At 67.7% G+C, this 23,847-nt stretch carries 19 protein-coding genes and 4 pseudogenes; 12 read left to right on the plus strand and 11 right to left on the minus strand.

Annotation, left to right across the window (positions count from 1 at the left end):
• Window positions 1-24 precede the first annotated feature (24 nt).
• The 4 genes from ACFU5F_RS31760 to ACFU5F_RS31775 all read right to left on the minus strand — a co-directional run bounded on the left by ACFU5F_RS31760 (window position 25) and on the right by ACFU5F_RS31775 (window position 7,862).
• On the minus strand, window positions 25-1,248 hold the full coding sequence (locus ACFU5F_RS31760) for an MFS transporter (RefSeq protein ID WP_383894696.1): 1,224 nt from the start codon (window positions 1,246-1,248) through the stop codon (window positions 25-27).
• Between the two features lie 3 nt (window positions 1,249-1,251).
• Complete coding sequence (locus ACFU5F_RS31765; RefSeq protein WP_383894699.1) at window positions 1,252-3,792, minus strand: lantibiotic dehydratase; 2,541 nt, start codon at window positions 3,790-3,792, stop codon at window positions 1,252-1,254.
• A 64-nt stretch (window positions 3,793-3,856) separates the two neighbouring features.
• The gene (locus ACFU5F_RS31770; protein ID WP_383894701.1) at window positions 3,857-6,349 is read right to left on the minus strand and encodes a lantibiotic dehydratase; all 2,493 of its coding nucleotides are present in this window, start codon (window positions 6,347-6,349) and stop codon (window positions 3,857-3,859) included.
• Window positions 6,350-7,142: 793 nt separating this feature from the next.
• Window positions 7,143-7,862 carry an IS6 family transposase gene (locus ACFU5F_RS31775; protein ID WP_383894704.1) on the minus strand — a complete coding sequence of 240 codons (720 nt, stop codon included), beginning with the start codon at window positions 7,860-7,862 and terminating at the stop codon, window positions 7,143-7,145.
• A 72-nt stretch (window positions 7,863-7,934) separates the two neighbouring features.
• Here ACFU5F_RS31775 and ACFU5F_RS31780 point away from each other — a divergent pair.
• Window positions 7,935-8,120: pseudogene (locus ACFU5F_RS31780) on the plus strand (hypothetical protein); the annotation flags it as partial.
• 23 nt (window positions 8,121-8,143) lie between these two features.
• On the plus strand, window positions 8,144-8,836 hold the full coding sequence (locus tag ACFU5F_RS31785; RefSeq protein ID WP_383894777.1) for a tetratricopeptide repeat protein: 693 nt from the start codon (window positions 8,144-8,146) through the stop codon (window positions 8,834-8,836).
• A gap of 763 nt (window positions 8,837-9,599) precedes the next feature.
• Here ACFU5F_RS31785 and ACFU5F_RS31790 read toward each other — a convergent pair.
• From ACFU5F_RS31790 to ACFU5F_RS31805, 4 genes are all read right to left on the minus strand, one after another.
• Window positions 9,600-10,394, minus strand: coding sequence for a calcium-binding protein (locus ACFU5F_RS31790; RefSeq protein ID WP_383894707.1), 795 nt, complete (start codon window positions 10,392-10,394; stop codon window positions 9,600-9,602).
• A 666-nt stretch (window positions 10,395-11,060) separates the two neighbouring features.
• The gene (locus ACFU5F_RS31795) at window positions 11,061-11,495 is read right to left on the minus strand and encodes an SRPBCC domain-containing protein (RefSeq protein ID WP_383894709.1); all 435 of its coding nucleotides are present in this window, start codon (window positions 11,493-11,495) and stop codon (window positions 11,061-11,063) included.
• A gap of 4 nt (window positions 11,496-11,499) precedes the next feature.
• Window positions 11,500-11,847, minus strand: coding sequence for an ArsR/SmtB family transcription factor (locus ACFU5F_RS31800; RefSeq protein ID WP_383894712.1), 348 nt, complete (start codon window positions 11,845-11,847; stop codon window positions 11,500-11,502).
• A 17-nt stretch (window positions 11,848-11,864) separates the two neighbouring features.
• Window positions 11,865-12,320: a hypothetical protein gene (locus ACFU5F_RS31805; protein ID WP_383894713.1), complete on the minus strand. Its 456-nt coding sequence runs from the start codon at window positions 12,318-12,320 to the stop codon at window positions 11,865-11,867.
• A 332-nt stretch (window positions 12,321-12,652) separates the two neighbouring features.
• Here ACFU5F_RS31805 and ACFU5F_RS31810 point away from each other — a divergent pair, with 332 nt between their 5' ends.
• Window positions 12,653-12,889: a DUF6207 family protein gene (locus ACFU5F_RS31810; protein ID WP_383894714.1), complete on the plus strand. Its 237-nt coding sequence runs from the start codon at window positions 12,653-12,655 to the stop codon at window positions 12,887-12,889.
• Window positions 12,890-13,001: 112 nt separating this feature from the next.
• Window positions 13,002-13,982 carry an ATP-dependent DNA ligase gene (locus ACFU5F_RS31815; RefSeq protein WP_383894717.1) on the plus strand — a complete coding sequence of 327 codons (981 nt, stop codon included), beginning with the start codon at window positions 13,002-13,004 and terminating at the stop codon, window positions 13,980-13,982.
• A gap of 958 nt (window positions 13,983-14,940) precedes the next feature.
• On the opposite strand, the gene ACFU5F_RS31820 is transcribed toward ACFU5F_RS31815, so the two are convergent.
• Together ACFU5F_RS31820 and ACFU5F_RS31825 are read right to left on the minus strand one after the other, a co-directional pair.
• Window positions 14,941-15,075: a hypothetical protein gene (locus ACFU5F_RS31820; protein ID WP_383894720.1), complete on the minus strand. Its 135-nt coding sequence runs from the start codon at window positions 15,073-15,075 to the stop codon at window positions 14,941-14,943.
• A gap of 371 nt (window positions 15,076-15,446) precedes the next feature.
• Window positions 15,447-16,065: pseudogene (locus ACFU5F_RS31825) on the minus strand (transposase family protein); the annotation flags it as partial.
• Between the two features lie 446 nt (window positions 16,066-16,511).
• Between ACFU5F_RS31825 and ACFU5F_RS31830 the strand changes: the two are divergent.
• The 6 genes and pseudogenes from ACFU5F_RS31830 to ACFU5F_RS31855 all read left to right on the plus strand — a co-directional run bounded on the left by ACFU5F_RS31830 (window position 16,512) and on the right by ACFU5F_RS31855 (window position 21,616).
• Window positions 16,512-16,784 carry an RICIN domain-containing protein gene (locus ACFU5F_RS31830; RefSeq protein ID WP_383894723.1) on the plus strand — a complete coding sequence of 91 codons (273 nt, stop codon included), beginning with the start codon at window positions 16,512-16,514 and terminating at the stop codon, window positions 16,782-16,784.
• Window positions 16,785-16,933: 149 nt separating this feature from the next.
• Window positions 16,934-18,040: a ricin-type beta-trefoil lectin domain protein gene (locus ACFU5F_RS31835; protein ID WP_383894725.1), complete on the plus strand. Its 1,107-nt coding sequence runs from the start codon at window positions 16,934-16,936 to the stop codon at window positions 18,038-18,040.
• A gap of 758 nt (window positions 18,041-18,798) precedes the next feature.
• Window positions 18,799-20,157, plus strand: coding sequence for a glycoside hydrolase family 43 protein (locus ACFU5F_RS31840; protein WP_383894728.1), 1,359 nt, complete (start codon window positions 18,799-18,801; stop codon window positions 20,155-20,157).
• Window positions 20,158-20,246: 89 nt separating this feature from the next.
• Window positions 20,247-20,659, plus strand: a pseudogene (locus ACFU5F_RS31845) (transposase); the annotation flags it as partial.
• A 64-nt stretch (window positions 20,660-20,723) separates the two neighbouring features.
• The gene (locus tag ACFU5F_RS31850; protein ID WP_383894731.1) at window positions 20,724-21,152 is read left to right on the plus strand and encodes a TnsA-like heteromeric transposase endonuclease subunit; all 429 of its coding nucleotides are present in this window, start codon (window positions 20,724-20,726) and stop codon (window positions 21,150-21,152) included.
• Window positions 21,149-21,616, plus strand: coding sequence for a hypothetical protein (locus ACFU5F_RS31855; RefSeq protein WP_383894734.1), 468 nt, complete (start codon window positions 21,149-21,151; stop codon window positions 21,614-21,616). The genes ACFU5F_RS31850 and ACFU5F_RS31855 overlap by 4 nt, the downstream gene beginning before the upstream one ends.
• A 206-nt stretch (window positions 21,617-21,822) precedes the next feature.
• On the opposite strand, the gene ACFU5F_RS31860 is transcribed toward ACFU5F_RS31855, so the two are convergent.
• Window positions 21,823-22,287: a hypothetical protein gene (locus ACFU5F_RS31860; protein ID WP_383894737.1), complete on the minus strand. Its 465-nt coding sequence runs from the start codon at window positions 22,285-22,287 to the stop codon at window positions 21,823-21,825.
• An 89-nt stretch (window positions 22,288-22,376) separates the two neighbouring features.
• Between ACFU5F_RS31860 and ACFU5F_RS31865 the strand changes: the two genes are divergently transcribed.
• Window positions 22,377-23,381: a TniB family NTP-binding protein gene (locus tag ACFU5F_RS31865; RefSeq protein WP_383894740.1), complete on the plus strand. Its 1,005-nt coding sequence runs from the start codon at window positions 22,377-22,379 to the stop codon at window positions 23,379-23,381.
• A pseudogene (locus ACFU5F_RS31870) lies at window positions 23,299-23,589 on the plus strand (hypothetical protein); the annotation flags it as partial. The gene ACFU5F_RS31865 and the pseudogene ACFU5F_RS31870, both read left to right, overlap by 83 nt.
• Window positions 23,590-23,847: the final 258 nt, after the last annotated feature.

Genomic DNA, 23,847 nt, shown 5'->3' on the forward strand with positions numbered 1-23,847 from the left:
CGCGTACGAAAGGAGAGAAAGTCTTCAGCTCGCCGAACTCGACTTGGAACGTACGGAGTTCAGCAGGGCGGGGCCGACGAGGCCCAGAGCGGCAAGGGTCAACAGGCTGCCCGCCGCGAACGCGGTGCGGGGGCCCCAGGCATCGGCCATCGCTCCGTAGAGGGCGGCCCCGACGGGCATGGTCCCCCAAGCGAACAACCGGTAGGCGCCGATGGAACGGCCCAGGAGTCGGGCCGGTACGAGCTCCTGGCGTAGCGAAACCGCGACCACGTTCCACACCATGATCGAGAAGCCGGTGGCGAAGTAGGCGACACCGACGACTAGCGGGATCGTGGTGGCGGCCGTCGCCGGACCGGACAGCGCCACGACGATGAGCGCCGCCATCAGAGAACGTGCCGTGCCGAGCCGTCGGGTGATCAGGTCTGCCAGCGCGCCGCCGAGGACACCTCCGAGCGCAGAGACCGAGATCAGAATGCCGTAGGCGGAGGCCGGCAGGTGCAGCACTTGTGTCACCAGCAGGACGAAGATGGCGACCTGTCCGAGGTACACCGCGTTGATGAGGCCCGCGACAAGGGTCAGAGCGCGGACCAGCCGGTCGCTCCAGATGTAGGAGATGCCTTCGGTGATCTCCTTGAGTAGCCGGCGTGAGGAGGAAGCGGACGGCTGGGGGCCACGTGGGAGCCTGCTGAGGAAGGCGGCGGACAGCACGAAGGAACAGGCGTTGAGGAGGAACGGGAGAGCCTGGCCGACCGTGAAGAGCCAACTTCCCAGGACGTGACCTGCCATGTCTCGGCTGACTGTCTGGGCAGTGAACAGTCGGCCGTTGGCCTTGGGCAATTGTTCGGCGTCGACCAGTTGCGGCAACACCGCGAAGGATGCGCAGTCGAAGAGCACCTCCCCAGCACCGAGCAGGAGAGCGATGGCGAGCAGAGCCCCGAGGCCGAGTCGGTCGTTGGTCAGCAGAAGCACGGCAGCGCCGAGCGCACACGCGCGCAGCAGGTCGGCTGTCACCATCAGACGGTTCCGGTCCCAGCGGTCGGCAAGCGCGCCGGCTGGAAGGCTGAGGACAAGCCAGGGCAGTGTCGCCGCCGCCGACACCAGACTCACCGCGAAGGCGTCCTTCAACAACACCGCGGAGAGAAGGGGAAGTGCGGTGAACCGCATGCCGTCACCGAGGGTGGAAATCGTGGAGGCGGTCCACAAGGTCCTGTACGCGCCGCCCAGGGGCGCTTTCTTGGTCAGCACCACGGCTCAGACGCCCTTCCGCGGTACCGGGGAGAACACGGCGTAGCGCAGCTCGCTGGTGTGGCGAGCGCCGTCGACCCGCAGCCAGCCGAAGTCGACGTCCGGCACCATCTCGGAGATCACAACCGTGCCCTCGGCCTTGCGAACGAGGCGGAAGAACTGGCGTACGAGCAAGGGGGCGTCCCAGTCCACGAAGATCGGCTTGGGTTCACCGGGCACCTTCGCGAACACTCGACGCGGCCAGCCGTACAGCGCGCGCAGCTTTGCGGCGGTGAGGAACTCGGCCGTGTCGTCGTTCTTCACCGGGCTGCCGGTCGGGGACCAGCCGCGTAGCCCCGTCGCGTCGATTCGCCAGGTCTCCCTCTGTATCACTGTCCGTCCATGACGAATGCGGGGCACGTGCGGCAGGTGGGCCAGCCGTAGTCCGTTGCCGCCTCGCAGCCGGGGGAAGGCGAACAGGGCAAGCGGGTCGTCCACCAGGCTGTAGCCGCCCGCGGGCGGAGCGAGAAGACGCAGTCGCCCAGGCCGCCCGTGCGACCTCAGTTCGAGTCGCCCGTCCCGCAGACACACGAAGAGGTCTGCGGGACGGATCACCTCGGACCTGGGCTTGGGGGAACGGCCGAAAACCTCCACGTCAGGTCCAGGAAAAGGCAGTTGTGATGCAGTTTTGTCCGAGTGGCCCCGGATGACGTCGGCGAGGTATTCGTCGTCTTCGAGCAGGCTGGTGTAGCGACGGTGGACCTCTTCAGTCACCGACGGGGCTCGTTCGGCTATCTGGATCGACAGACTGCTGTGGGTGAGCAGTTCCCTGCCTGCGTGACATTCGCCCACGACGGACAGGAAGCGACCGGCGGCCAGTGCCTCCGGGCTCTCGGCGGCGAAGAGCACATCGGGATTGCAGAAGGCCGCGGGTGTCCGGGGCAGGGCCCGTCGCAGTTCGGCGACGCGCTCCTCAGGCACCTCCACCTCGCGGGCGCCAGCAGCGTCACCGATCAGCAGCCGTTCCACCTCCGCGTCGAGACTCGCGACATCGGCGTCGACCGCCGCACAGGCCTCGGCAAGCTGGTCACGATCCTCCGTGAAGGCTTGGTAGTAGTCGGTGAGGGATACGGATGTCTCGTCTCCGAAGCGCCCACGGAACCAGATGTTGACGGCCTCGCTCTCCCGCAGGAACCGCAGGCGCGGGGCGGCAAGCGCAAGTTCGTAGGTGAAGGCCAGTTCTGTCGTCAGGACTTCCGCCAGGTCCGCGCCGATGCGCAGACCGTCCAGCCGACCATGCGCCTCTTCCCAGAGGATGCTGCGGTCGGCGTAGTGGCTGCCGGACAGCCGGTTGGCGGAGGCTGCGGCCAGCGTCTCGAACCGTTCCTTGAGGACGCGCAGCGCATCCGGTCGGTCGGGGTGCCGTGCGCCGCGGAACGCGGCAAGGTCGTCTTCGATGGCAGCGATCGAGGCGACAATGTCGTCCGCGCCCACCTCTGTAAGCCGATCACGCAGAAAGACGAGCGGTTTCGGGTCCCCGCTGGGCACCTCGATGCGCGCCGTGATCCAGCCACGCTCTTCCAGCCGCACGAGAACGGTGTCCAGGTCTTCCAAGGCGCCGGTTTCATGGGGCCAGCGCTGCTCGAGGTCAGGGAGGGGCGACTCCCCGTCGGCATGGCGCAGAAGCCATTCCTCGGCAGCGTCGACGTCGTACCGGCCCAGGAAGGTGAACCGCCAGTCTTCTCCGGGCGCCGCGTTCGCGCCATTGCTGTAAACCTCCACGGCACCGTTGCGGACGAAGACGAGCGGTCGACGCCGCGGACTGATGAGCGGACGACAGCGGGGGTCGGTGCTGTAGACCTGCGCGAGCCGCTCAGCGGCCCAGTGACTGATGTAGGTGCGGTTACTGACGGCAGGGCCCTGCGACCAGCTGAAGGTACCCGGCTCATGGTCGACGCGGGCGACGTTGAGAGGGCCGAAATGCGAGTGGGTCTCGTTCTTCGTCGCCACACGCTGGAGGTACATGGCGAGCATGTCGGTCATCCGCCGAGTACGGCCGCCGCTCTCGCCGGCGTAGCGGCGCAACCAGTCCAAGAATTGCGGAGCGGCAGCATCGTTGGACAGCAGCAGCACGTCCTGCAGCCGTTGATCCGCGAACGCCTTCACGACCGCCGACCGTCCCCGGTCGAGGCGGTCGGACAGGGAGTCGCGGAACTCCTCCAGAAGACCACGCAGCTCCTCACCTGTCTTCTGGTACTCCGTCAGCGCCGAGGAGTCGCCGTCCAGCGCCGCGACTGCTTCACGCGCGTCGGCCTCGGGAACGGGACGAAGCATGCCCACCGCGTTGCCCACAGCCTTGCGGTTGGTTGCGTTGGACGTCTTGAGATCCTTGCTCAGGCGTCGGCCCGCAGCTCGCAGGCGAGAGTGACAGTCAAGGACCGTCCGGGCCTCGGGGAACCAGTCGGGTTCTGCCAGGGGGTCCAACAGACTGACGGGGAAGCCGGCTTGACGCAGCAGAGCGATCGGAACCAGCGACCATGACGTGGGAACACAGCTGTCCGCAGACATGTCGAGCGAGCCTCTCGGAGAGGTGGTGACGAGGTGAGAGATACCGATGTGGCGGCGGTCGGCCTTACAGGGCAGAGGGCACGCCGGCAGACCGGGAATAGACGGTGCACCGGAGCTCACTGGTGTGGCGGTGCCCGGCTACGTCGAGCCACAGCTCGCCCGGCCCGGGGAGCATCTCGCTGAACTCCAGTGTTCCGGTTGCCGACTTGGCCAGCCGGAACAACTGCCTCACAAGGAGCGGGGCACGCCAATCCACGTAGATCGGCTTGGGCTCACCGGGGATCTTCACGAAGCAACGATCCGGCAGCCCCAGCGAACGCTGTAGGCGCTCAGCTCCCAGGAACGCCGCCGCGTCGGCGGAGAGAGGGCGTTCCAGCGGAGACCAAGCCGCGAGTTGGGCCGCCGGGACCCGCCAGCTCTCGCGGCGCAGGACGACTCTCCCGCAGCGGATGCGCGGCACGTGCCGCAGATCATCGAGGTTGAGGCCGATGCCTCCGAAGTGACGAGGGAACGCGAAGACGGCGAGTGGGTCGTGTCGGATGCCGGGGCCGCCCGCGAAAGGCGCCTTCAGTCGGAGCCGTCCCGTCAAACCCTCCGCCCGTAGTTCAAGGCGGTCCTCGGTGACGGCGATGTACAGCTGCCGAGGCTGAAGGACTTGACCGCGCGGCTTGCCCGACCGGCCGTACACCTCGACGTCGGGGCAGGGGTAAGCAAGTTGCACACCGGTCTTGTCCAGGTGGGCACGAGCCAGGTCGACCAGGACCTCATCCGGATCCAGGAGCCCCTCGTAGCGGCTCTGGGCCTCCTCCGCGGCACCTCCGTACTCAGCCGCGAGCAGGGGGGCAAGGCTGGAATGGGTGAGGGGATCCCGTAGGGCGTGGCAGTCGCCGACGACGGCGGTGAATCTGCCATCAGCCAGGGCTTGGGCATCCTCGGCCGCGAGCATCACGTCGGGGCTGCACAAGGCGGGCGGGCCACCGGTGTGGCGGGCCAGCACCGACTCGAGGCGCTGTCGGCCGACCTCGATCTCGTGTGCCTCGAGGTCCGCTTCCGCCAGTAGGGCAGAACGGAGTTCGGCCTCGATGGCGGCCACCTGATGGTCCACTTCGGCACAAGCAGCGTGGATGCGTTGTTCAGCAGAGAAGAACGCCTGGTAAAAGCGGTGAAGCGGGACGTGAGTTGATGCACCGAAGGCCTCTAGAGCCCAGGCGTGCAGGATTTCCGTTTCGCGCCTCATGCGGGCGCGAGGCTTGAAAAGCACCATCTCGTAAACCGGGGAGAGTTCGTCCTCGATGAACCGTCCGATGCTTTCAGAGACCGACAGATCATACTGCGGGCCCAATGCCTCTTCGTAGAAGATGGACCGGTCAGCATAGTGTGATCCGCCGGGACGCTCAGCGGATTCCCCGGTGAATTCCTCAAACCGTTCGCGGATGCTCCGGGAAAGCTCAAAGCGATCCGGCAACGGGGCATCAGGAAAGGTGTGCAGGAATTTGGTGAGGTCGTCGAGAATCTGAGCGACGTCAGTTGCATGGACCTCGGATTCGGTCACGAAGTCACGTAGCACGGCGAGGGGGTCGATCGTCCCGACGGGTATTTCGGGAAGGGTGATCAGCCAGCCGTCGTTGCTGCATTTGTCGATAACAGCGTCGAGTTCGTGCGTCGGACGGCCCGACGACTCCCGCCATTGCTGGTGCAGTTCACTGATGGTGCGTTGGCCGTCCGCGTGCCGCCATATCCACTCTGCGTCGGGTTCGAGCTGTGAACTGCCCACGACGATGAACACCCAGTCGTCGGGCATACCGGTCCGAGTTCGGAAGGCGTAGCGGTCGACGCGGTTACCCTCACGGAATGCCAATGGCAGCAGGCGCGGGCGAATTCCGCCCCGGAATCGGGGGTCGCTCCCCAGCGTCGCCGCCAGCCGCTCGGCGGCCCAGTGACTGAGATAGGCCATCCGCCGAAGAGGGCCCTCGCGCCAGGAAATCCCTGCCCCCGCAGCTCCCACACGGGCGACACTGACCGGGCCGAAGTGTGAGGCCGTCTCGTTTTTCGTCGTCACGCGCTGCAGATACATGGTCAACAGATCGGTCATACGGCGACCGGTACGATCACTGGGGTCGCGATCCTGCGTGAGCCATCCATCGAAGTGCGGATAGTTCGCCTCGTTGGACAGCATGAGGACCTGACGCAGCTCGGTACGTTCCTGAAAGAGCTGCTTCACCTGTGCCCGAGAAGTTTCCAGGGCGCGGGCGTGCCGACGGTCGAACTGATCCAGCGCTTCCCCCAGCCCGGTCAGCGCCACGTGATAAGCGGTGACGAGGTCTTGTTGTGCATCCGGGACAGCACGTCGATCCGCTGCCGCAAGCTGCTTCAATCGACCAAGGCGCGTCAACGGGCGCTGATTGGACGCGGCATCACTGCTTCGCAGTACGCGAGCCAGGATTTCCGCTGCACCCCTTGCTGCTTCGTGTGCGTCACGGACAGCCGCCGCGTGATCCCCAGCGTCATGGATGAGAATGTCCAGCAAATCAACGGGAAACCCCGCTTGCCGGAGCATTGCTCCCCTCATGACGCTCCAGGAACCCCCCATACCCTTCCCCCGTTTCACTTCCTCTTCACCAAACCCCGGTGAAGATGCGCTACACGCTCGAGACCCGCGGTGGTCTGCCGCCAGGTCATGATCACAAACGCGATCGTCATTAGACCACCTGTTCAACGGTCATGCAATGCGGTGTTTTCACGCAGGAGGCGCGCGTCGTGGGACGCATGTCCCGTCTGGCGTGGTGGCTCCTCAGAGCTGTCGCAGAATCGGGTTGATTAGGCGACGCCGCTGGTCACGGCGTGGTGATGACGTACGGGCGAGCCACCGCGAAGCCATTGAGGGGCGCGTTGCGGATGAGCCGCCTTGTCTGCCCAGATCCCGCAGGGCGGACCGATCAAAGAACCCCGCAGGATCCTGCACCTTCAACATCCTGGGGGCGGAGCACGACGGGACAAAACCGACTGTGGTCAACGTCAGCACGCCCCAGGAACTTGGAAGTCGCCCGTGTCGATCGAGCATGCATTCGCGAATCGTGTGATCCTGCCGTGGCCAGGGCGTGAAGACGCGGTCTCCTGAACAGCTCCGTTTGCCAATCCCCAGGTTTCGCAGAGATGTTGGTCACTGAGGTTCTCTCAACGATGGTCACTTCCAGATTCCATTGAGGACGAGGGCAGCGCGGGCGATATCGCCGATGCGGCTCGGGTTGAGCGTGATGTATTGGAGGCTCCTCCAGGGCGTTGTCACGTTGTTGGCTGTGACTGCCTGACGGCGCGTCGGGGCAGGGCGGGCTTGGGAGCCGGGCCTGTGCTCAGGCCGCGGTGGCAAGGCCGGCGACGCCGGTGATCTGCTCCCAGATGGCGAGGCGGACGGTCATCTCGGCTCGGTAGTCGTGGGCGGGCATCAGATGGCGGCGGGGCCGGACGTGGGGCGAGATACCGTTGAACGCGGACAGGAACCGCTGGGCCCCGCCCACTGAGCGGAAGCCCTTCATCGCCCGTTCACGCTGCCGGGTCGGCTGGTGGCTGTTCTCCGCCCGGTTGTTCAGGTACTTCGACTGGCGGTGCTCGACGCAGGGCATGACCTCGCGGTGGGCAGCGCCGTAGGAGCGGAGCTTGTCGGTGACGACCACCCGCGCCACCGCACCCGTCCTCTTCATCAGCCTGCGGAAGAAGCGCCTGGCCGCGGCCTTGTCCCGCCGGTTCTGCACCAGAATTTCCAGCACGATGCCGTTTTGGTCGACGGCCCGCCATGGGTACTGCAACCGCCCGTTGATCTTGATGAAGACCTCGTCCAGGTGCCACTTGTCACCGGGCCGGGGCTGCCTGCGGCGCAGCGCGTTGGCGTAGGCCTGCCCGAACTTGGCGCACCAGTGGCGGATCGTCTCGTAGGAGACGGTCACGCCGCGCTCGAGCATGAGCTCCTCGACCTCGCGGAAGCTGAGCGGGAAGCGGTGGTACAGCCACACACAGTGGGAGATGACCTCGACCGGGTACCGGTGCCCCTTGTACGACAGCGACGCCCTCCCCACGGACGACCCTTCCCCGGCTGATCAACCAGAAGATCATCCCACCGGTCAGCCAACGTGACAGTGCCGGAGGAGGTGCTGTGGCGTTCCGCAGCAGCCGGACACAGCTACGCCCGCAGCATCCTGGCCAGACACCTGGAGAGCGAGGGGCGGACGGCCGAGGCCGAGCGGGTGTGGCGCCAGAGCGTCCGGCACGGAAACGGGGACGAGACCTCCTCCGAGGCGCGCGAGAAACTGAGCGACCTCCTCCTGCGGCAGGGTCGGCTGGCCGAGGCGGAGGAACTGTGGCGGGACGGGGTCCGTGCCGGGAGTACGGATCGGCCTCGGGGCTGGCCAAGGTGCTCGAACAGCGGGGCCGTGTCGACGAGGCGGTCGCGCTGCTCCGCCCCAGTGCCCTCAAGGGCGACGCCGACCCGCTCCTCCTGCTGGGTCGGCACGGCAGGGACGCCGAGGACGAACGCCTCCTCGAAACGGTCTCCACGACCTACGACAAGGGCACCGGCTGGCTGGTCAGTCTCCTGCTGAAGCAGGAGCGCTCGGACGAGGCCCAGACGATACTGCTCCGCTCGGCCCTGAACGGAGGCGAGGAGGCCTGGACTTCCCCTCGTCGCCTCGTCGAACTCCTGGTGGAGCGCGGGCGGATCGACGAGGCGGAGGAGCTGCTGCGGAAGATCGCGGCGTCCGGCAACCTGGCGGTGAACGAGGAACTCGTCACCTTCCTGGAATCCCACCGGCACACCGACGAGAGCGAGCAGATCTGGCGCCGCCTGGCGGACCACGGCGACTCGACCACGCGCTGGTACGCCGGTCACCACCTGATCAAGCTGCTCGCACGGACGGGCCGCACCGCCGAGATCGAAGAACTGTGGCGCCGGAACCTTGCCATGGGAGGCGGTACACAGGTTCTGGACGTGCTCGCCGGCCTGCTTCCCGAGCAGGGCCGCTCTCCCGAGGCCGCCTGCGCAGAGAGGGCTTGAACCAGGGCGCGTTTCGAGACGTGATCAATCTGCGGGATTCGCCTTCGTGGCAGGGTCTGGACCAGTAGACCTTCGACGCGAGTACAACTGACGAGGAGTGGGAGTTCGTCGAGCTGTACCTGCCGACAGGCGAGTGCGGCCCAGCACCAACGAGGACAAGCATCCTGGGTGCTGCTTGGCTGGACGAGCGCAGCGGTAGCCGGCCCCTGCGCCTCAGCACGTGCTGAACCGGCACCAAGAAGATCAGGGACTCATCCAACGCCCGGCTGCAGGACGTCGCACTTGCAGTGCGAGGGATGTCCGCTTCGTCGTCTTCGACGCCAGCGACCTCATCAAAGCCATTCGCAGAGTCACGACCGGGGCGGTCACGAGCCGCCGTGGCGCTCACGGGGTCCGGAGGCCCACCGTTCACGGAGGAGGAACGAGCAGCCCCGGCGCCTGGTGGGGCGCCGGGGCCGTTCGATGGGCTGGTTACAGCTGTTTGAGGTTTGAGGCTGCATCGCCGGGTCAGGGCCGGTGGGCCGGTCCGGGCGGCGGGGGGACGCTGCCGAGGAGGCGTCCGTCGCGCTCCACTGATGTGCTCATGCCTAAATGCCGCCTGCGGGATGCTTCCGGCCGAGAGCACCTACCACCTCAGCCCACGGGATTGTGGTCGGTCACCCGGCCGTCCACGCCGCGCGGGAACCGCATCGGGGGAATGCGGTACCGCCGCGTGGCTGAAGTGCGTCAGCGCTGACGGCGTACGGAGCTGGAAGGAGGCGGATCAGAAGAGGATCTCGCAGTTCAGCCGGGTCTCGATCCGGATGTCGCACTGATCGGCCGCGCCCGCGCCGCCGTCGCCGCCATCGGCACCGGCGAGATCGGTCAGCACGTCGTTGCCGTCGCCGCCGTTGAGCTGGTCATTGCCGTCGCCGCCATCGAGGTCGTCGGCGCCTGCCTGGCCCTGGAGGGTGTCCGCGCCGCCGTCGCCGTTCAGAGTGTCGGGCCCGGCGCCGCCGTAGAGAGTGTCGGTCCCAGCGCCGGCGTCGATCCTGTCGGCTCCCGCTGTGCCGTAGAGGGTGTCACCGCCCGCGCCGCCGTCGATCCTGTCGGGTCCGGCCTGGCCGTCGATCCAGTCGGCACCGCCGTTGCCGTCCAGAGTATCGGCCCCGGCACCCCCGGAGATGCGGTCGTTCCCCACACCGCCGAGCACGGTGTCGGCAGCTCCGCCGCCGTCGATGGTGTCATCGCCCCCCTGGCCCTCGATGTAGTCCAGGCCTTCCTCGCCGTCGATCCAGTCTCCGCCGTTGCCCCCGATGACCGTGTCCGCACCGGCTCCGGCGCAGATGGTGTGGTTGCCGGCGCCGCTGAGGATGATGGTGTCGTTACCCGTGCCGGTGGAGACCACCAGAGGGGTGTCGGAGTTCAGTATGATCCGGTCGTCGCCGTCCGTGCCGATGATGCCGACGGTCACGTTGTTGCATATCGCCGGTGGGGCGGCCTGCGCTGCCGTCGGGAGAGATAAGGCAATGGCGCTGGCCAGCATGGTCACGACAAGAGCGTGCTTTGCAGTACTCATCAGGTTTCCTTCCAAAGGTGCGATGAGTTCGGTGTGAAACCGCTGCGGCTCAGCCCTCTCCGATCTCGGAGGGCACGATCGGGCCGGGCTGCAGCGACACCTATCGTGCCGTGACGTGCGCGTCCCGTAATGGCAAGATCGCGCCAGTCTTCGAGTCGTCGGCCGACACGGAGCGGCAGCGCAGTCAGGCGAAGGGGCGGGGGTCGGAATTCCCGGCGCTGCAGCGAAGCGACGCGGTGGACGTTGCGGGCTGCTTGGGCTGTTCTTGCGGGCTACCGGGGCGAGCAATGCGCGCACGTAGTCCCGCATCCGGCGGCGGGGTTCGACGCGGCCGAAGTGGTGCCCGATGGTGGTGAAGAGGTGGTCCAGGTCGCGGTCCCAAGTCTTCGGCTGCCTGTTCTGTGATCACGGCCTGAGGCTTTCCCGAACACGGGCGACATCTCCGTCGTGGGCACTCCTTCGAGGGGCGGGCGGGCAGAACCCGTCCGTGACAGCATCCTGCCCGCTACACTCCCACCGCTCGACATTTCCCCAGGTCAAACCACGAAGTACTGCTGGAGTACTAGGAGCCCATGAGCGCACGTCGGCACTATCACCGCAGCAGCCGTCGCCATCTGGCTTCGCCAGTGACCGGCCGGACAGCGGCTGGCCCACCGGCTCGGGCGGTCATCCAGCCGTCTCGAGCTGCGCCTCGAGCTCGTCCAGGCACGTCTGCCAGCCTCCGGAGGCGCTGTCGGCGGTCGAGGGATCGGCCATGATGTGCGTGAACACCAGCAGGCAGCCGGCCCCCTCGTCGCGCAGCTCGATCCTGAGGTGATCGTCGAACTCCCGTTCCTTGCCGTCCGGGTCGTGCTCGTCGAAGGCGAACAGCCGCGGCGGGTCGAAGTGGGTGATGGTGGCCGTGTAGACCGTGCCCTCGCCGTCGTCGAAGGCGATCCGACCGCCGGCCCTCGGCTCCAGCTGTGTCACCCGAAACGGATACCACTGGCTCAGATGCCGGGGATCTGTGACGGCCAGCCAGACCTTCTCCCGGCCGTGCTTCAGGTGACGTTCGAACTGCAGGGCAGGCCGACCGTCAATGATGGTGGTGGTCGTGCTCATCGCTTCACTGCTCCTCGGCCGCCTGACGCGGCTGTTCCTCGGGGACGTCGGGCATCGTTTCCAGGTGTTGTTCCAGCACTTCCAGGCGTTCCGTCCACAGCCGGCGATACGGCGCGAGCCAGGCGTCGAGCTCGGACAGCGGCTCCGGGCGGAGCTCGTACCAGCGGCGCTGCGCTTCCGCCCGCACTGTGACGAGTCCGGCGTCACGCAGCACGCGCAGATGCTTGGACACCCTCGGCTGGCTCATCTCCAGCTCGTGGGCGATCTCCCCCACGAGTCGGGGGCGCCCGAGGAGCAGCCCGAGCATCCGCCGCCGCGTGGGGTCGGCCAGTACATCGAAGGGCAGGGACACACCCTCAATATACTCACTCAGTTATATAACTTCAACGGCATGAACATCCCACCTAGGCCGCCCCCGGGCCGGTGGGACTGCGGAATGAACGTGTGCACCACCCCGCGGCCGGCCTCAACGGCGATCTGGGGCAGCCGGCCGGCGACATAGGCCCGCACCATCGGATAGGTCACCGCCTCCGCCGCGTGCTCGTCCAGGAGCCGGTCGAAGATCCGCTTGACCGTGTGACGCTGCTTGCGCAGAGCATCCAGATCCGCCCGGAGCATCGCGTCGATCAACGGCTTGTAGGCATCCAGGCGGGTCCCGCGCGGCCGCGGCTTCTTCCACGGTTCCGGCCAGACCGACTCCAACGCAGCCTTGACCGTCCGGAGTCCGACTCCCTGCTCACGCATCAAGGCCCGGTACGACATGCCGGACCGGGCATCACGGCGGAGCGCCGCGTACAAGTCGACCTTGGACTTCGGTGACGCCATCGCAGCCTTGTCCCTCAAGCACGTCAATGCGCCCACCGCAAGCCCCCGGGCGTTGCCAGAACTCACAGACATCGCCCGTCGTCGAAACGAGGCGTTCTCGGCCCCGAGCGACAAGTGGTGTCAGGTTCCATTAACAAAGCCACCTGGGCAAACTCCGGGATGGCGGAACGGCTCGCACAGGAGAAGGCGCAAGTGTTGGCGCAGGAGATGTTGCCGCCGCCGATCGTGCGCTACGTCAGCGCTCGCGCGGAGCGTCCCCAGTCGGGTGAAGACGTCCGGACGGAAGAACCTCCGGGGGTGTCGGCACGTCGTGCCAGGCATGAGGCAGATCAATGACGGGCATGTGGCAAGGCCGGGGCTGGCCCGTGGTGGAGGCCGCGGCCGCCGATGACGAGACCGCCTTCGCGGTCCAGGAGCCGCTCGCTGCGCGGTGCGTCACCGCGCCGGCGGACCGTACGACCCGGGAGCCCGGCGAGCGGGGCGTGCGGCTGCGCTGCTTCCTGGACCTGCGTCAGGAACTCGGCTCGGAGCACCAGGCGGAGGGCGATCTTGACCCTGTGACCGGCTGACCAGCCGTGGACACCGCCGGGGACTGCATGGTCGGGGGTCCGCTCGCGCCCGACCAAGACCGGCCATGGCAGTCACCCGGGCGGCCGATGGACTGGGTGGAAGGCATGGTGCGTGACGTGGACGCTGCCGGAGCCGATGCTGACCACCCCTATTTCCTTGCCCGATGTGCGGCCTGGCTGTGCTGCGGAGCCGAAGTGGGACGGATTTCGGGCTCTCGTCTCCGTCGCCGCGGGCCAGGTGGTGCTGCGCTCCAGGCGCGGCACCGAAATGGGGCCGTCGTTTCCGGAGGTCGTGGTCGGGGCCGTGCAACTGCCGGACGCGACCTCCCTGGACGGCGAGCTGGTCGTATGGGACGCCGCGGGCCGCCTCGCGTTCGAGCGGTTGCAGAACCGGCTTGCCCGGCACGGTGCTGGGGCGGACCGGGCGGCGGAGGAATGGCCGGCCCACTTCGTCACGTTCGATCTGCTGCGGCTGTCCGGGACGGACACCACCTCTTGGCCGTATCGGCGGCGCAGGGCTGCGCTGGAGTCCGTGTTCGCCGCCCATCGGCTGTCGGCACCGTGGGCGCTGTGTCCGTCGACAACTGAGGCCGTCGTCGTGCGCGAGTGGCTGACGTGGGCGTCGGTCGGAATGGAGGGCGTGGTCTTCAAAAGGCTGGACGACGCCTACCGCCCGTCAGTGAGGGGCTGGCAGAAATACAAGGTCCGCGAGACGAGCGAGGCGATCGTCGGCGCGATCACCGGTTCCCTGGCCGTTCCCTGCACGCTGCTGCTCGGCAGGTACGACACCGAAGGCCGCCTTCAGTACGTCGGCCGCACCACCACCCTCGCCCAGGCGGCAGGTGCGGCGGTCGCCGACCTGCTCGCTGCGGGGGCGCGTGGCCATCCGTGGACAGGCTGGTCGTTCTCCGCCGGGTGGGGCAGCCAGGAGACGCTGAACGTCACGCTGGTGGAACACGAGCTGGTGGTAGAAGTCGGCGTCGACGTCGCCCGCGACGCCTCCGGCCGGTGGCGGCATCCCGCACACTGGCACCGTGCCCGCCCCGACCTCTCCCCCGCCGACGTCCCCCGCCTGGCGTCGCCGCCGCGCTGACGGCGGCCGGGCGCGGCGGCCCCGCCGACGCGCAACACCGGTGAGCGCGCCCCGATCCCCGGCTGCGTCCGCGCCGCCCATCCCGCCCTCCCACTCCTCAACTCCAGCCAGGGCATGGTCGAAGGGGTCGCAACGGGGATTTCAGCACCCCAACCACGCTCGTACACCCGTGGTGACCTGGGCGAACTCCAGAACGCTGCGAAGGCTCGCGCAACACCTACCGCAACCTGACGGTCCCGTACTCCGCCGCAACTCAACACGCGCCGCCGGCACCGAGGGGACGCTCTTGAAGTACGGGTGCCATGTCAGGCGTACGGACAGGAGCAGCAGGCGGCGACGGCCTTCTGCAACACGCTTTATGTGGGGCGGATGCGGTCAGCGACGGCCGCGGAATCTGCCCAGCAGCCTCTTGGCCTGGCTCCGGCGACGGGGGTCGGAAGCGGCCCGCCGCGCCTGCTCGGCCGTACGACGCCCTTGGGGACTCCTTGCGAACTGCTTGATACGTTCCATCATGCGTGGCATGCGGATCCATCCCCTCGGTACAGGCGAGTGCCTTCCTCTGCTCGACTACCCGTTGTGGGACGACTCAGCCCTCCCAGCCGCTGGAATGTGCGGCTCGTGGACGGACAGCGGGGTGGGCGGCGTAGGTGTTCACCGAGGCCGCAACTCAGTTGGGGGGCAGCCAGCATCCGCCCGCGCCCAGGCCGCAGCCAGCGCACGGGCTGGCGCGCGAGGCAGGAACCCAAGGGGGAGGGCTGGCATCAGTCCGCCGTCACCACCGATGTCCGACTCGCTGACCGCTGTCAGTCCTCATCGACATCCTTGAGCCCTGTGATCGCTGTAAGAGGGCGGTATGAGACTACATACGGGTTTGTGATGGTGACGGGTTCGGAGGCCGGCAAGCCGGACAGGGGTTCCTCGCCAGGGTGGTAATACATCCCGAAAGCCCGTTCCAGAGCTATGCCGACCTCTGCATTTTCCCGGAGGAGGCGCTGACGACCGTCATGTGCTCGACCTGGTAGTCGTAGTACGGAGAGCCGAACCACAGGGACATGTGGACATCGCCGGTGACTTGGTCGTAGCTGTGCCCCATGACCTTCCGTGATTCCGGCCAGCTGGCATCGACGGCGAAGATGCTGAAGCCTTCTTTCGAGAGGCCTTGATCGTTCATGGAATCCCCCCGCGTGCTCGTCCGTGATCAGGCATTCTGCCACGCAAGAGAAGCCCCGGGCGGCTTGGGCCTGAGGCTGGTCGGTGCCCGCCCGCACCGGTCTGACTGAGGCCGGGCGGTGGTGCATCGACCACGGACAACTCCGGCGGCCAAAGGATGGTGAAGCGTCAAGACGGACACCGTCACTCGTCGGCACCTGCTCGCCGAAGCCCGCCGTCACCTTGCCCTCGTCCTGCGCGGCCGCCACCGCGCGCCGGGCCTGGACGAGACGATCGTGAACACCGCGTCGCTGTTCAGGCTTGTGCTGTGCGGTCGGAGACGAGGTCGGCGATAGCGCGGTAGGTGTCGGGCAGGCGGTCGCGGCGGTGGGTGAAGCGCATCAGTTGCTTCCAGCGTTTGTGATCTGGTAGAGCGTGTTCGACCGTGATGCGGTCGGACGAGTGCCCGTGACGGTCACGTTCCCACTGCGCGACCCGACCCGGCAGTGCTCCAGGTCGCGGCTTTCTCGGCGGGGTGACGGCCTGGCTGGGGTAGTCACGGCTCAGGCCGAGGTAGCCGTCGTCCAGGAGGACCTCCACCTCGGGTAAGTGCTGGAAGCAGATTGCGATGCTTCGTTGCGGGCGACTGTGGCGTCATGCATGTGGCCAGGTCGCAGGGCATCGGTCCATAACGTGCGGCCGCGCCAGTCAGCGATCACGGTTGCCTTCATGCTGTTCTGTTTCTTCTTGCCGGAGACGAATGCGCGCCGGCCACCACGTCCGGCTGGTGGCCGACGGACCTGGACCTCGGTCGCGTCCAGGCGCAGCTCGACGCCCTCGGCCTGGGCGTAGGCGAACACATCCGGCAGCGTCCGAAGACGCAGGCCGGGATGGTCGGGACCGCGCACCCCCGCTCCGCCAGAAGCGTGCGTATGACGTCGAGAGATCCCCGTGAACAACCGATGCGCCAGTACCGCCCGATTGACCATGATCGCCACAGCCGGATCATGCCACCGGCCAGGCACGTCGCCTCACCCGCTGTCACGCACCAACTTGTAAAGCCCCTCATGCATCCGATGTACCCGTGTATGCGTTGATATGCGGTCCACCACCGCGACGGCCCTCCCCACGTTGCTCCGAACCAGAAGCTCACACCGTCCGTGTTGTTCTGGGAAGAGTCAGGAGAGGAACGTTGTCCGACCGATCAGTCGCAGCGGCGTGCTGCCCGGGCGTGGCCGCTATGACGGTTGCCGCAGCCGCTTCGCCCCGCGCGAAGGCACGCTGCTCACGGGTGACGGTCAGCTACGACCGTCCCTTCAGCGCGGACGTCGGGACCGTCCGGCTGGTGAACCCGCGAGAGCGGCAAGGTGATGGATGTCAATGGCGCCTCGAGCGCCGACGGTGGCGCGGTCATCCAGTGGCCGTGGAGCGAGCCAGCAGAGCCCGGGCGGTTCCGGCCAGGGCGACGGACTCAACGAGAGAACCGACGACGGCGGTGACAACCAGTCGTGGAGGCTGGTGCCTTCGATCAATGGCTGCTACCAGTTCGTCGACGTCCGCAACGGCTGGTGCGCCGACGTCAAGGACGCCTCCCCCGCGGACGGTGCCAAGGTCACCCAGTGGCCCTCCACCGGCGGCTCCAACCAGGGCTAGCCGATCCTCGCGCTGTGAGCCGCCGGGACGCTCAGTGAGGGCGGAGTCGTCCGGCGCGGATCGGTGGCAGAACAGGTGCCGAGTGGCTGGCACCAACGGCAATCCCCCCACCCGCTGATTCACCATCACTCGCAGAAGAGGACGCCTGTATGAGAAAGCCCTGGATTTTCCCCCTGGTCACGCTTGTCGCCGCCGTGCTCGGGGTGACGGCGGCGGGTGTGGCCCCTGCCTCCGCCGCCTCCGGCACCCCTTTGCGGGTCATGCCGTTGGGTGACTCGATCACCTGGGGCGTGGGCAGCAGCACCGGCAACGGCTACCGCGGGCCGTTGTGGAACAGGCTTGCGGCGGACGGACATCCGCTGGACTTCGTGGGCACGGGACGGAGCGGCTCGATGTCCGACCCCGACAACGAAGGCCACTCCGGATACAAGATCCACCAGGTCGCCGCACTCACCGACGCCTCGCTAACTCGTTACCGGCCCAACGTCGTGACGCTGCACATCGGCACCAACGACCTCAACGAGAGCTACGAGGTCTCCACCGCCACCGCCCGGCTGAGGTCGCTGGTCGACCAGGTCACCGTCGCCGCCCCCGACGCGACCGTCCTGGTGGCCTCCCTGGTCGTGTCCACCAGCGGCTCGGAGGAGCAGTACCGGGGCGCGTACAACCAGGCGATCCCGCAGATCGTGAGGGACGCACAGTCCGCAGGCAAGCGCGTCGCCCACGTCGACATGAGCGGCCTGACCGCGGCCGACCTGGCCGACGCCCTGCATCCCAACGACGCGGGCTACCAGAAGATGGCCGATGCCTTCCACCGCGGCGTGCAGGCCGCAGACAGCGCAGGGTGGCTGAGGAACCCCGCCCCCGCCCCCGCACGCGTGCAGTCCGGCATCGTCGGCAAGTGCATGGACGTCAACGGCGCCGGCACCGCCGACGGGACCGCCGTCCAGACGTGGAGCTGCGGCGACAGTGCCAACCAGTACTGGTCCGCCTACACCGACGGCACCCTGCGCTCCATGGGCAAATGCCTCGACGCCGTCGGCGGGAGCACCGCCAACGGCACCAAGGTGCAGATCTGGGCCTGCCACGGCGGCGCCAACCAGGTCTGGCAGCCCCACAACGGCGGCTACCGCAACCCCGCCTCCGGCCGCTGCCTCGACGTTCCGGGCGCCTCCGCGACCAACGGCACACAGCTCGTGCTGTGGGACTGCAACGGCGGCTCCAACCAGAAGTGGACCACCCTCGCCACCGGATGACCCCCACCGACGGGGTCTGAACCCCCTCCTTGTTCTCCTCGCGTGAGGCCGACCCAGGGTCGGCCACCCGAACAGAGAACGGCCCGCCGCACCAGGAACACCGGTACGGCGGGCCGCTCGCGGAGGCATTGCGCTGTACCACGACGCAGTCTTCAACGCCCGTTCGACGGCGGCGACCACCAGATGTTCACCGTCTCCTGACGCCGCTGGACCAGACAGCCATTTAGCGGTACGTCACCGGGTCAGAACCCGGCGCCCCCGGCCGGGCCGTGTTCGAGGGCCACGGCCCGGTGACGGCGTCGGTACGACGGTGGTGACCATGGCGCCCCCGCCGAGCCCCGCCGACCGTCGGCGGCGGGCTCTTCCAGCCGGACCAGGGCTCGTCGGGGACCGTCCCGTCCCGTGCGGTTCGGTGGCCGTGAGCTGTCGACCGCCCGAGCGGTCCGGTCGTCGCGTCGGCCGGCCCACGCAGGGCCACCTCGGCTCGGATCAGTGCACCTTCCTCGCTGTTGCTGCGGCTGGTCGGCGCCGCGCATGAAGTGGCACTTCCCACAAAAGTCGACATAGGACGACACCGCGGCTTTTCCGTGAGCCGACGGCGCGAGCCGCACCAGAACGGAAACCGTCGGAAACATTGACGAAACCATTGCTCAAATCTATCTTCTGCTCGAAGTTCCGCACATTGTTCGCAATTTCGACCAACGCGTCCCCACCCACGGCGATCGGCCAAGCGGGACTGGTCGAGCCCGGAGGAAGAGTTGAACAGAACCGCAAGAACGCTCTGGGCCCTGCTGGGCCCGCTGCTGCTGGTGCTCCTGGGCGTCCCCGCCCTTCAGGGCACCGCAACGGCCGACGCCCCACCGGCCGGGCAGGCCACGCGGTACACAATGACCGCGTTCACCAACAGCAGCGAGTCGAACATGTACGTGTACGACTCGCCGGACGCCACCGGATTCACCCTGCGCAAGGGCCCCGCCTACACCCCGCCGTCCGGTCTCATCCGGGACCCCAGCATCTTCAAGCACACCGACGGCTTCTACTACATCACCTACACCACCAACTGGACCGGGAACACCATCGGTTTCGCTCGGAGCACCGACCGGGTGAACTGGACGTTCCTGTACAACTACACGATCCCGATCACCGGGCTGACCCGCACCTGGGCACCGGAGTGGTTCGTCGACAGCGACGGCAGCGTCAACGTCATCATGTCGCTGACGTCGGCGAGCACCGCCACCCACTTCACCGCCTGGAAGATCACGGCGACCGACTCCGCGCTGACCACCTGGTCGGCGCCCACCCAGCTCTCCGGCATCGGCCCGAACTACATCGACACCTTCGTCGTGAAGATCGGCTCCACGTACCACGCGTTCACCAAGAACGAGACGACGAAGTACATCGAGTACGCCACCGCCTCCAGCCTCACCGGCCCCTACACCATGCGGAAGACGGGCAACTGGGCCGGATTCGGCGACTGGGTCGAGGGCCCGGCCCTGGTCCAGCTCGACAACGGCGGCTGGCGCATCTACTACGACGGCTACCGCGCCGGGAAGTACTGGTACAGCGACAGCTACGACAACTTCGCCACCTGGACCACGCCCACCGAGGTGCCCGGGCTGACCGGCTTCATACGCCACGCCACCGTGCTGAAGGAGACGGTCCCCGGCGGTGTCACCCTGCCCACCAGCACCACCAGGTCACTGCAGTCGGTCAACTTCCCCGGACGGTCCGCCGTGGTGCGCTCCGACAGCCTCGGCTACATCGACCCGGTGAGCGCCTCCAGCAGCACCGCCGTCAAGCAGAGCGCGACCTTCACCGTCGTGCCTGGCCTCGCGGACGCCAACTGCTACTCCTTCCGTGACTCCGCCGGCCGCTACCTCCGCCACTGGGACTACCGGGTCCGCTTCGACGCGAGCAACGGCACGGCCGTCTTCACCAAGGACGCCACGTACTGCGCCCGCCCCGGCAGCACATCCGGTTCCGTCAGCCTGGAGTCGTACAACTACCCCGGCCGCTACCTCCGCCACTACAACTACGCGCTGCGCGTGGACCCCTACCAGAACACAGACACCTTCCGAGCCGACAGCTCCTTCACGGTGGTCACCCCCTGGGCCTGACCTGTCCGGTCCGCCCCGCCGTGCCGTCGCGGACCCCACCCGCGGCGGCGCGGCCTCCACAGGGCGTTGTCACATTGATTGAGCGGGGAGTGCTGGACATCCTCGTGCAGAACCAACGAGACAAGGCCGCGGCCAGGCGGTTCTTCCGTGGCCTTCTGACAAAGACGGGTACGGTGCCGCGGGTGGTCGTCACCGACAAGCTCCGCTCCTACGGAGCCGCCCACCGCGAGGTCATGCCCTCGGTCGAGCACCGCTCCCACAACGGCATGAACAACCGGGCCGAGAACTCCCACCAACCGACCCGGCAGCGCGAACGGGCCATGAAAGGCTTCCGCAGCACCGGCCGAGCGCAGAGATTCCTCGCCGCGTTCAGCGGGATCTCACCCCACTTCCAACCCACCGCCACAGCCTGTCCGCCACCCACTACCGAGCCGAGATGATCACCCGCTTCGCCATCTGGGACCACATCACCGGCATCGCCCGCCTGCCCGCAACAACCTGACCCAGACCGACACCCGGGCCGGCCACACCCCAGCACGCTGTCAGGCACTCACGCACCCAACAACGTGACAGCGCCCTCGGGCGAGTTCACCGCGGCCGACGTCCTCGCGGCCCGCCCGTACGACTGCTCGATCGCGACTTCACTCTCTTCCGATGTCCGGTCCGCGGTGGCGTTCGCCGCGATGCGCCGCGCCTGCGAACAGCTGGGCTGGGCCTATCGGCTGGCCGGGGAGGTCGATGCGGTGCGGGTGGCGAATCTGCGCTGGCTCGCCGGCTACCGCCACCCCCGTTACGGGGAGTCGGAGGGGATCAATTCGGCGGTGACCGCGTCCTTTGCCGTCCCCGCGCCGCTGGTTGCCCAGGCCGCGTCCGTCGGCGATCCCCTCCAGGTTCTCCCGGTGGTGTTCCACCTGCTGTGGTGCGGACGCCTGGCCGCGGATCTGTCCTATCCGCTCAGCGACCGCACGCTGGTGAGCCGAAGTGAGGAGCGATGAGCCGGACAAGTCCACGCGGAGCACTGCGTGTCGGCGACCGCGTCCGCTTCGACGGGCAGGTTCACACGGTGGCCGGGCTCGCGGGCACCACGGTCCGGCTGGTCGACCGCCACGGGGCACCGTCACTGATGATGTTCACCCACCTCATGGCGGCCGAGGACTTCGAGCTGCTCGACTCGCAGGCCGGTACGCCGGGCCTGCCGCCGTTCGGGCAGCTCGACACGGTTCCCGAACCCGCCTTGCTCAAGGCTCAGTTCTTCGAGCGGCACCTGATCGAGGTCGAGACCGGAGTGCCACGGGATGCACCCGCGGGCACCAGTCCCCGGCCGGAGTTCGACCCGAAGTGGCGCACGATCAACGAGCGGATCACCGCAAAGGCCGCCGAGCTGACCGCCTCGGGAACGTCGGTCTCGGACCGGACCTTGCACCGCATGCGGCTGCGATGGCGCGATGAGGGTGTGTGAGGTTTGGTCGACCGGCGGGCCACACGGCTGTCCATGCCGAGTACGGGACGAGTGGACGAGCGGCTGGTGGAAGCCCTCATCGAGGTGCTCGCCTCGCAGGAGAGCAAGTCGACCGGCACCCGCACCCGGGCGATGCGCCAGGCCGAGCATCTGATGGCCGAACGCCACGGCGAAGGCGTGGTGCCCATTCCCTCGCGGGCGACGCTCTACCGGCTGGTGAAGGCTCTGGCCGAGGGGCGGCACAGCTTCGAGGCGGCCACGACCAGGCGCTCGCAGGCCCGGCGGCCTGAGGCACCGTTCACGCCGACCATGGCCGCCCGGCCCGGCGAGGTGGTGCAGATCGACACCACCCCGCTGGACGTGCTGGCGGTCCTGGACGACGGGGTCACCGGCAGAGTCGAGCTGACCATCGCGGTCGATATCGCGTCGAGGACGATCTGCGCGGCCATCCTGCGGCCGGCGGGCACGAAGGCGGTCGATGCCGCCTTGCTGCTGGCGCGGATACTGGTGCCCGAGCCGATGCGGCCCGGCTGGGCGGATGCGTTACGCATGTCGGCCTCGCTGATCCCGCACGCCCGCCTGATGAGTATCGACGCCCGGCTGGAGCACGCCGCGGCCAAGCCGGTGATCGCCCCGGACACGATCGTCGTCGACCGCGGGAAGGTCTTCATCTCCGACACCTTCATCGCGGCCTGCCGGACACTGGGCATCTCGGTCCAGCCCGCACGGCCGGCCACCCCGACCGACAAGGGTGTGGCTGGTGATCGTCTTCACCCCGACGATCCGCTATGTCGCCGCGACCGGCCGCAAGCGCATCCTGCTCAATCGGCACCAGCACTCCGCCCGCCGGGGACTGATCGTCTCGGGCCCAGCCGGCACCGGAAAGACCACCGCGATCACCCAACTGGGCAAGCACTACGAACAGTTGGGGCGGCGCCGGGGAGAGATTCAGCCGAAGGCCCTGCCGGTCGTCTATGTCACCGTCCCGCCGGCCGCCACCCCGAAGATGCTGGCCATCGAGTTCGCCCGGTTCATCGGTCTGCTGCCGTCCCGCTACAGCCAGGTGGAGGTCACCAACAAGGCCTGCGATCTGCTCTGCACCCTCGGCTGCCGTCTCGTGCTCATCGATGAGCTGCACAATCTCGACATCGGTACGCGGGTCGGCGCCGAGGCGTCCGACCAGATCAAGTACCTCTCGGAACGCATCCCCGCGACCTTCGTCCTGGCGGGCGTCGACGTTGAGGGCACCGGTCTGTTCGCCGGACGGCGCGGCGGACAGATAGCCAGCCGCTACAGCCTCATCCCCACCAGCGCGTTCCGGCACAAGACCGCAGACCAGCGCAGCTCTTGGCAGTCCCTCGTCGCCACGCTGGAGGAGTCCTTGCGGCTGCATGCCCACCGGACGGGCACGTTGCTGAAGCTGAGCGCCTATCTGCATGACCGCACCGGCGGCATGATCGGCAGTCTGTCCCACCTCGTCCGCGAAGCCGCCCTGGACGCCATCCTCGACGGCAGCGAAAGAATCACCAAAGCGTCGCTGGAGCGAGTCGATCTGGACGAGAGCGCCGAGCAGCAGAACCTCCCGCGCGCACGCCGACGCCGATCCCGCAACGAGGACCATCCGGATGCGGGTGCTGCCGCTGACGCCACCGCCCGTCCAGGGAGAGACCATCGGTTCCTACCTGAACCGGCTCGCCGACGCCAACCACCTGACCATCGGGCACCTCTCGTCGCTGATCGGCCCGTCGCGACAGCACCGCCGTGAGGACAACCGTGTCGGCTACTGGACCCCCGAGTCGTTGCCTCGGCTTGCCTCTTTGACCGGCCGAAACCGGTCCGCTCTGGTCCACGCGATGCCTCCGCTCGGCACGATCGGCGACCCGATCCGGCGGCTGCCGATGTCCGCCACCGAGGAGGTCACCGAGCCGCGGCGCCGCCCGGCCTGCCGCCTCTGCATGGCCCGCCGTCACATCCGCGGTCTCGTCGTCCGCAGCACTCCGCACCATGAAGGCGTCTGCCACCGGCACCACCGTTGGCTCCTGGGAGACGAACAGCACAGTCTCACGCGGCTGCCCGAGGTTCTGCGGGCCAACCGTCGCCATCAGCGGATCGTCCGCCGGGGCGCCCACCCCTCCACCGCACTGGCCTATATCGATGCCCGCGACCGTCTCATCCGGTGGTTCACCAGCGAGGGCACCAGCCCTCCTTTCGGGAGCGCTGGACCCATCGAC

It is taken from the genome of Streptomyces sp. NPDC057438 (assembly GCF_042802995.1).
Classification (GTDB): domain Bacteria; phylum Actinomycetota; class Actinomycetes; order Streptomycetales; family Streptomycetaceae; genus Streptomyces.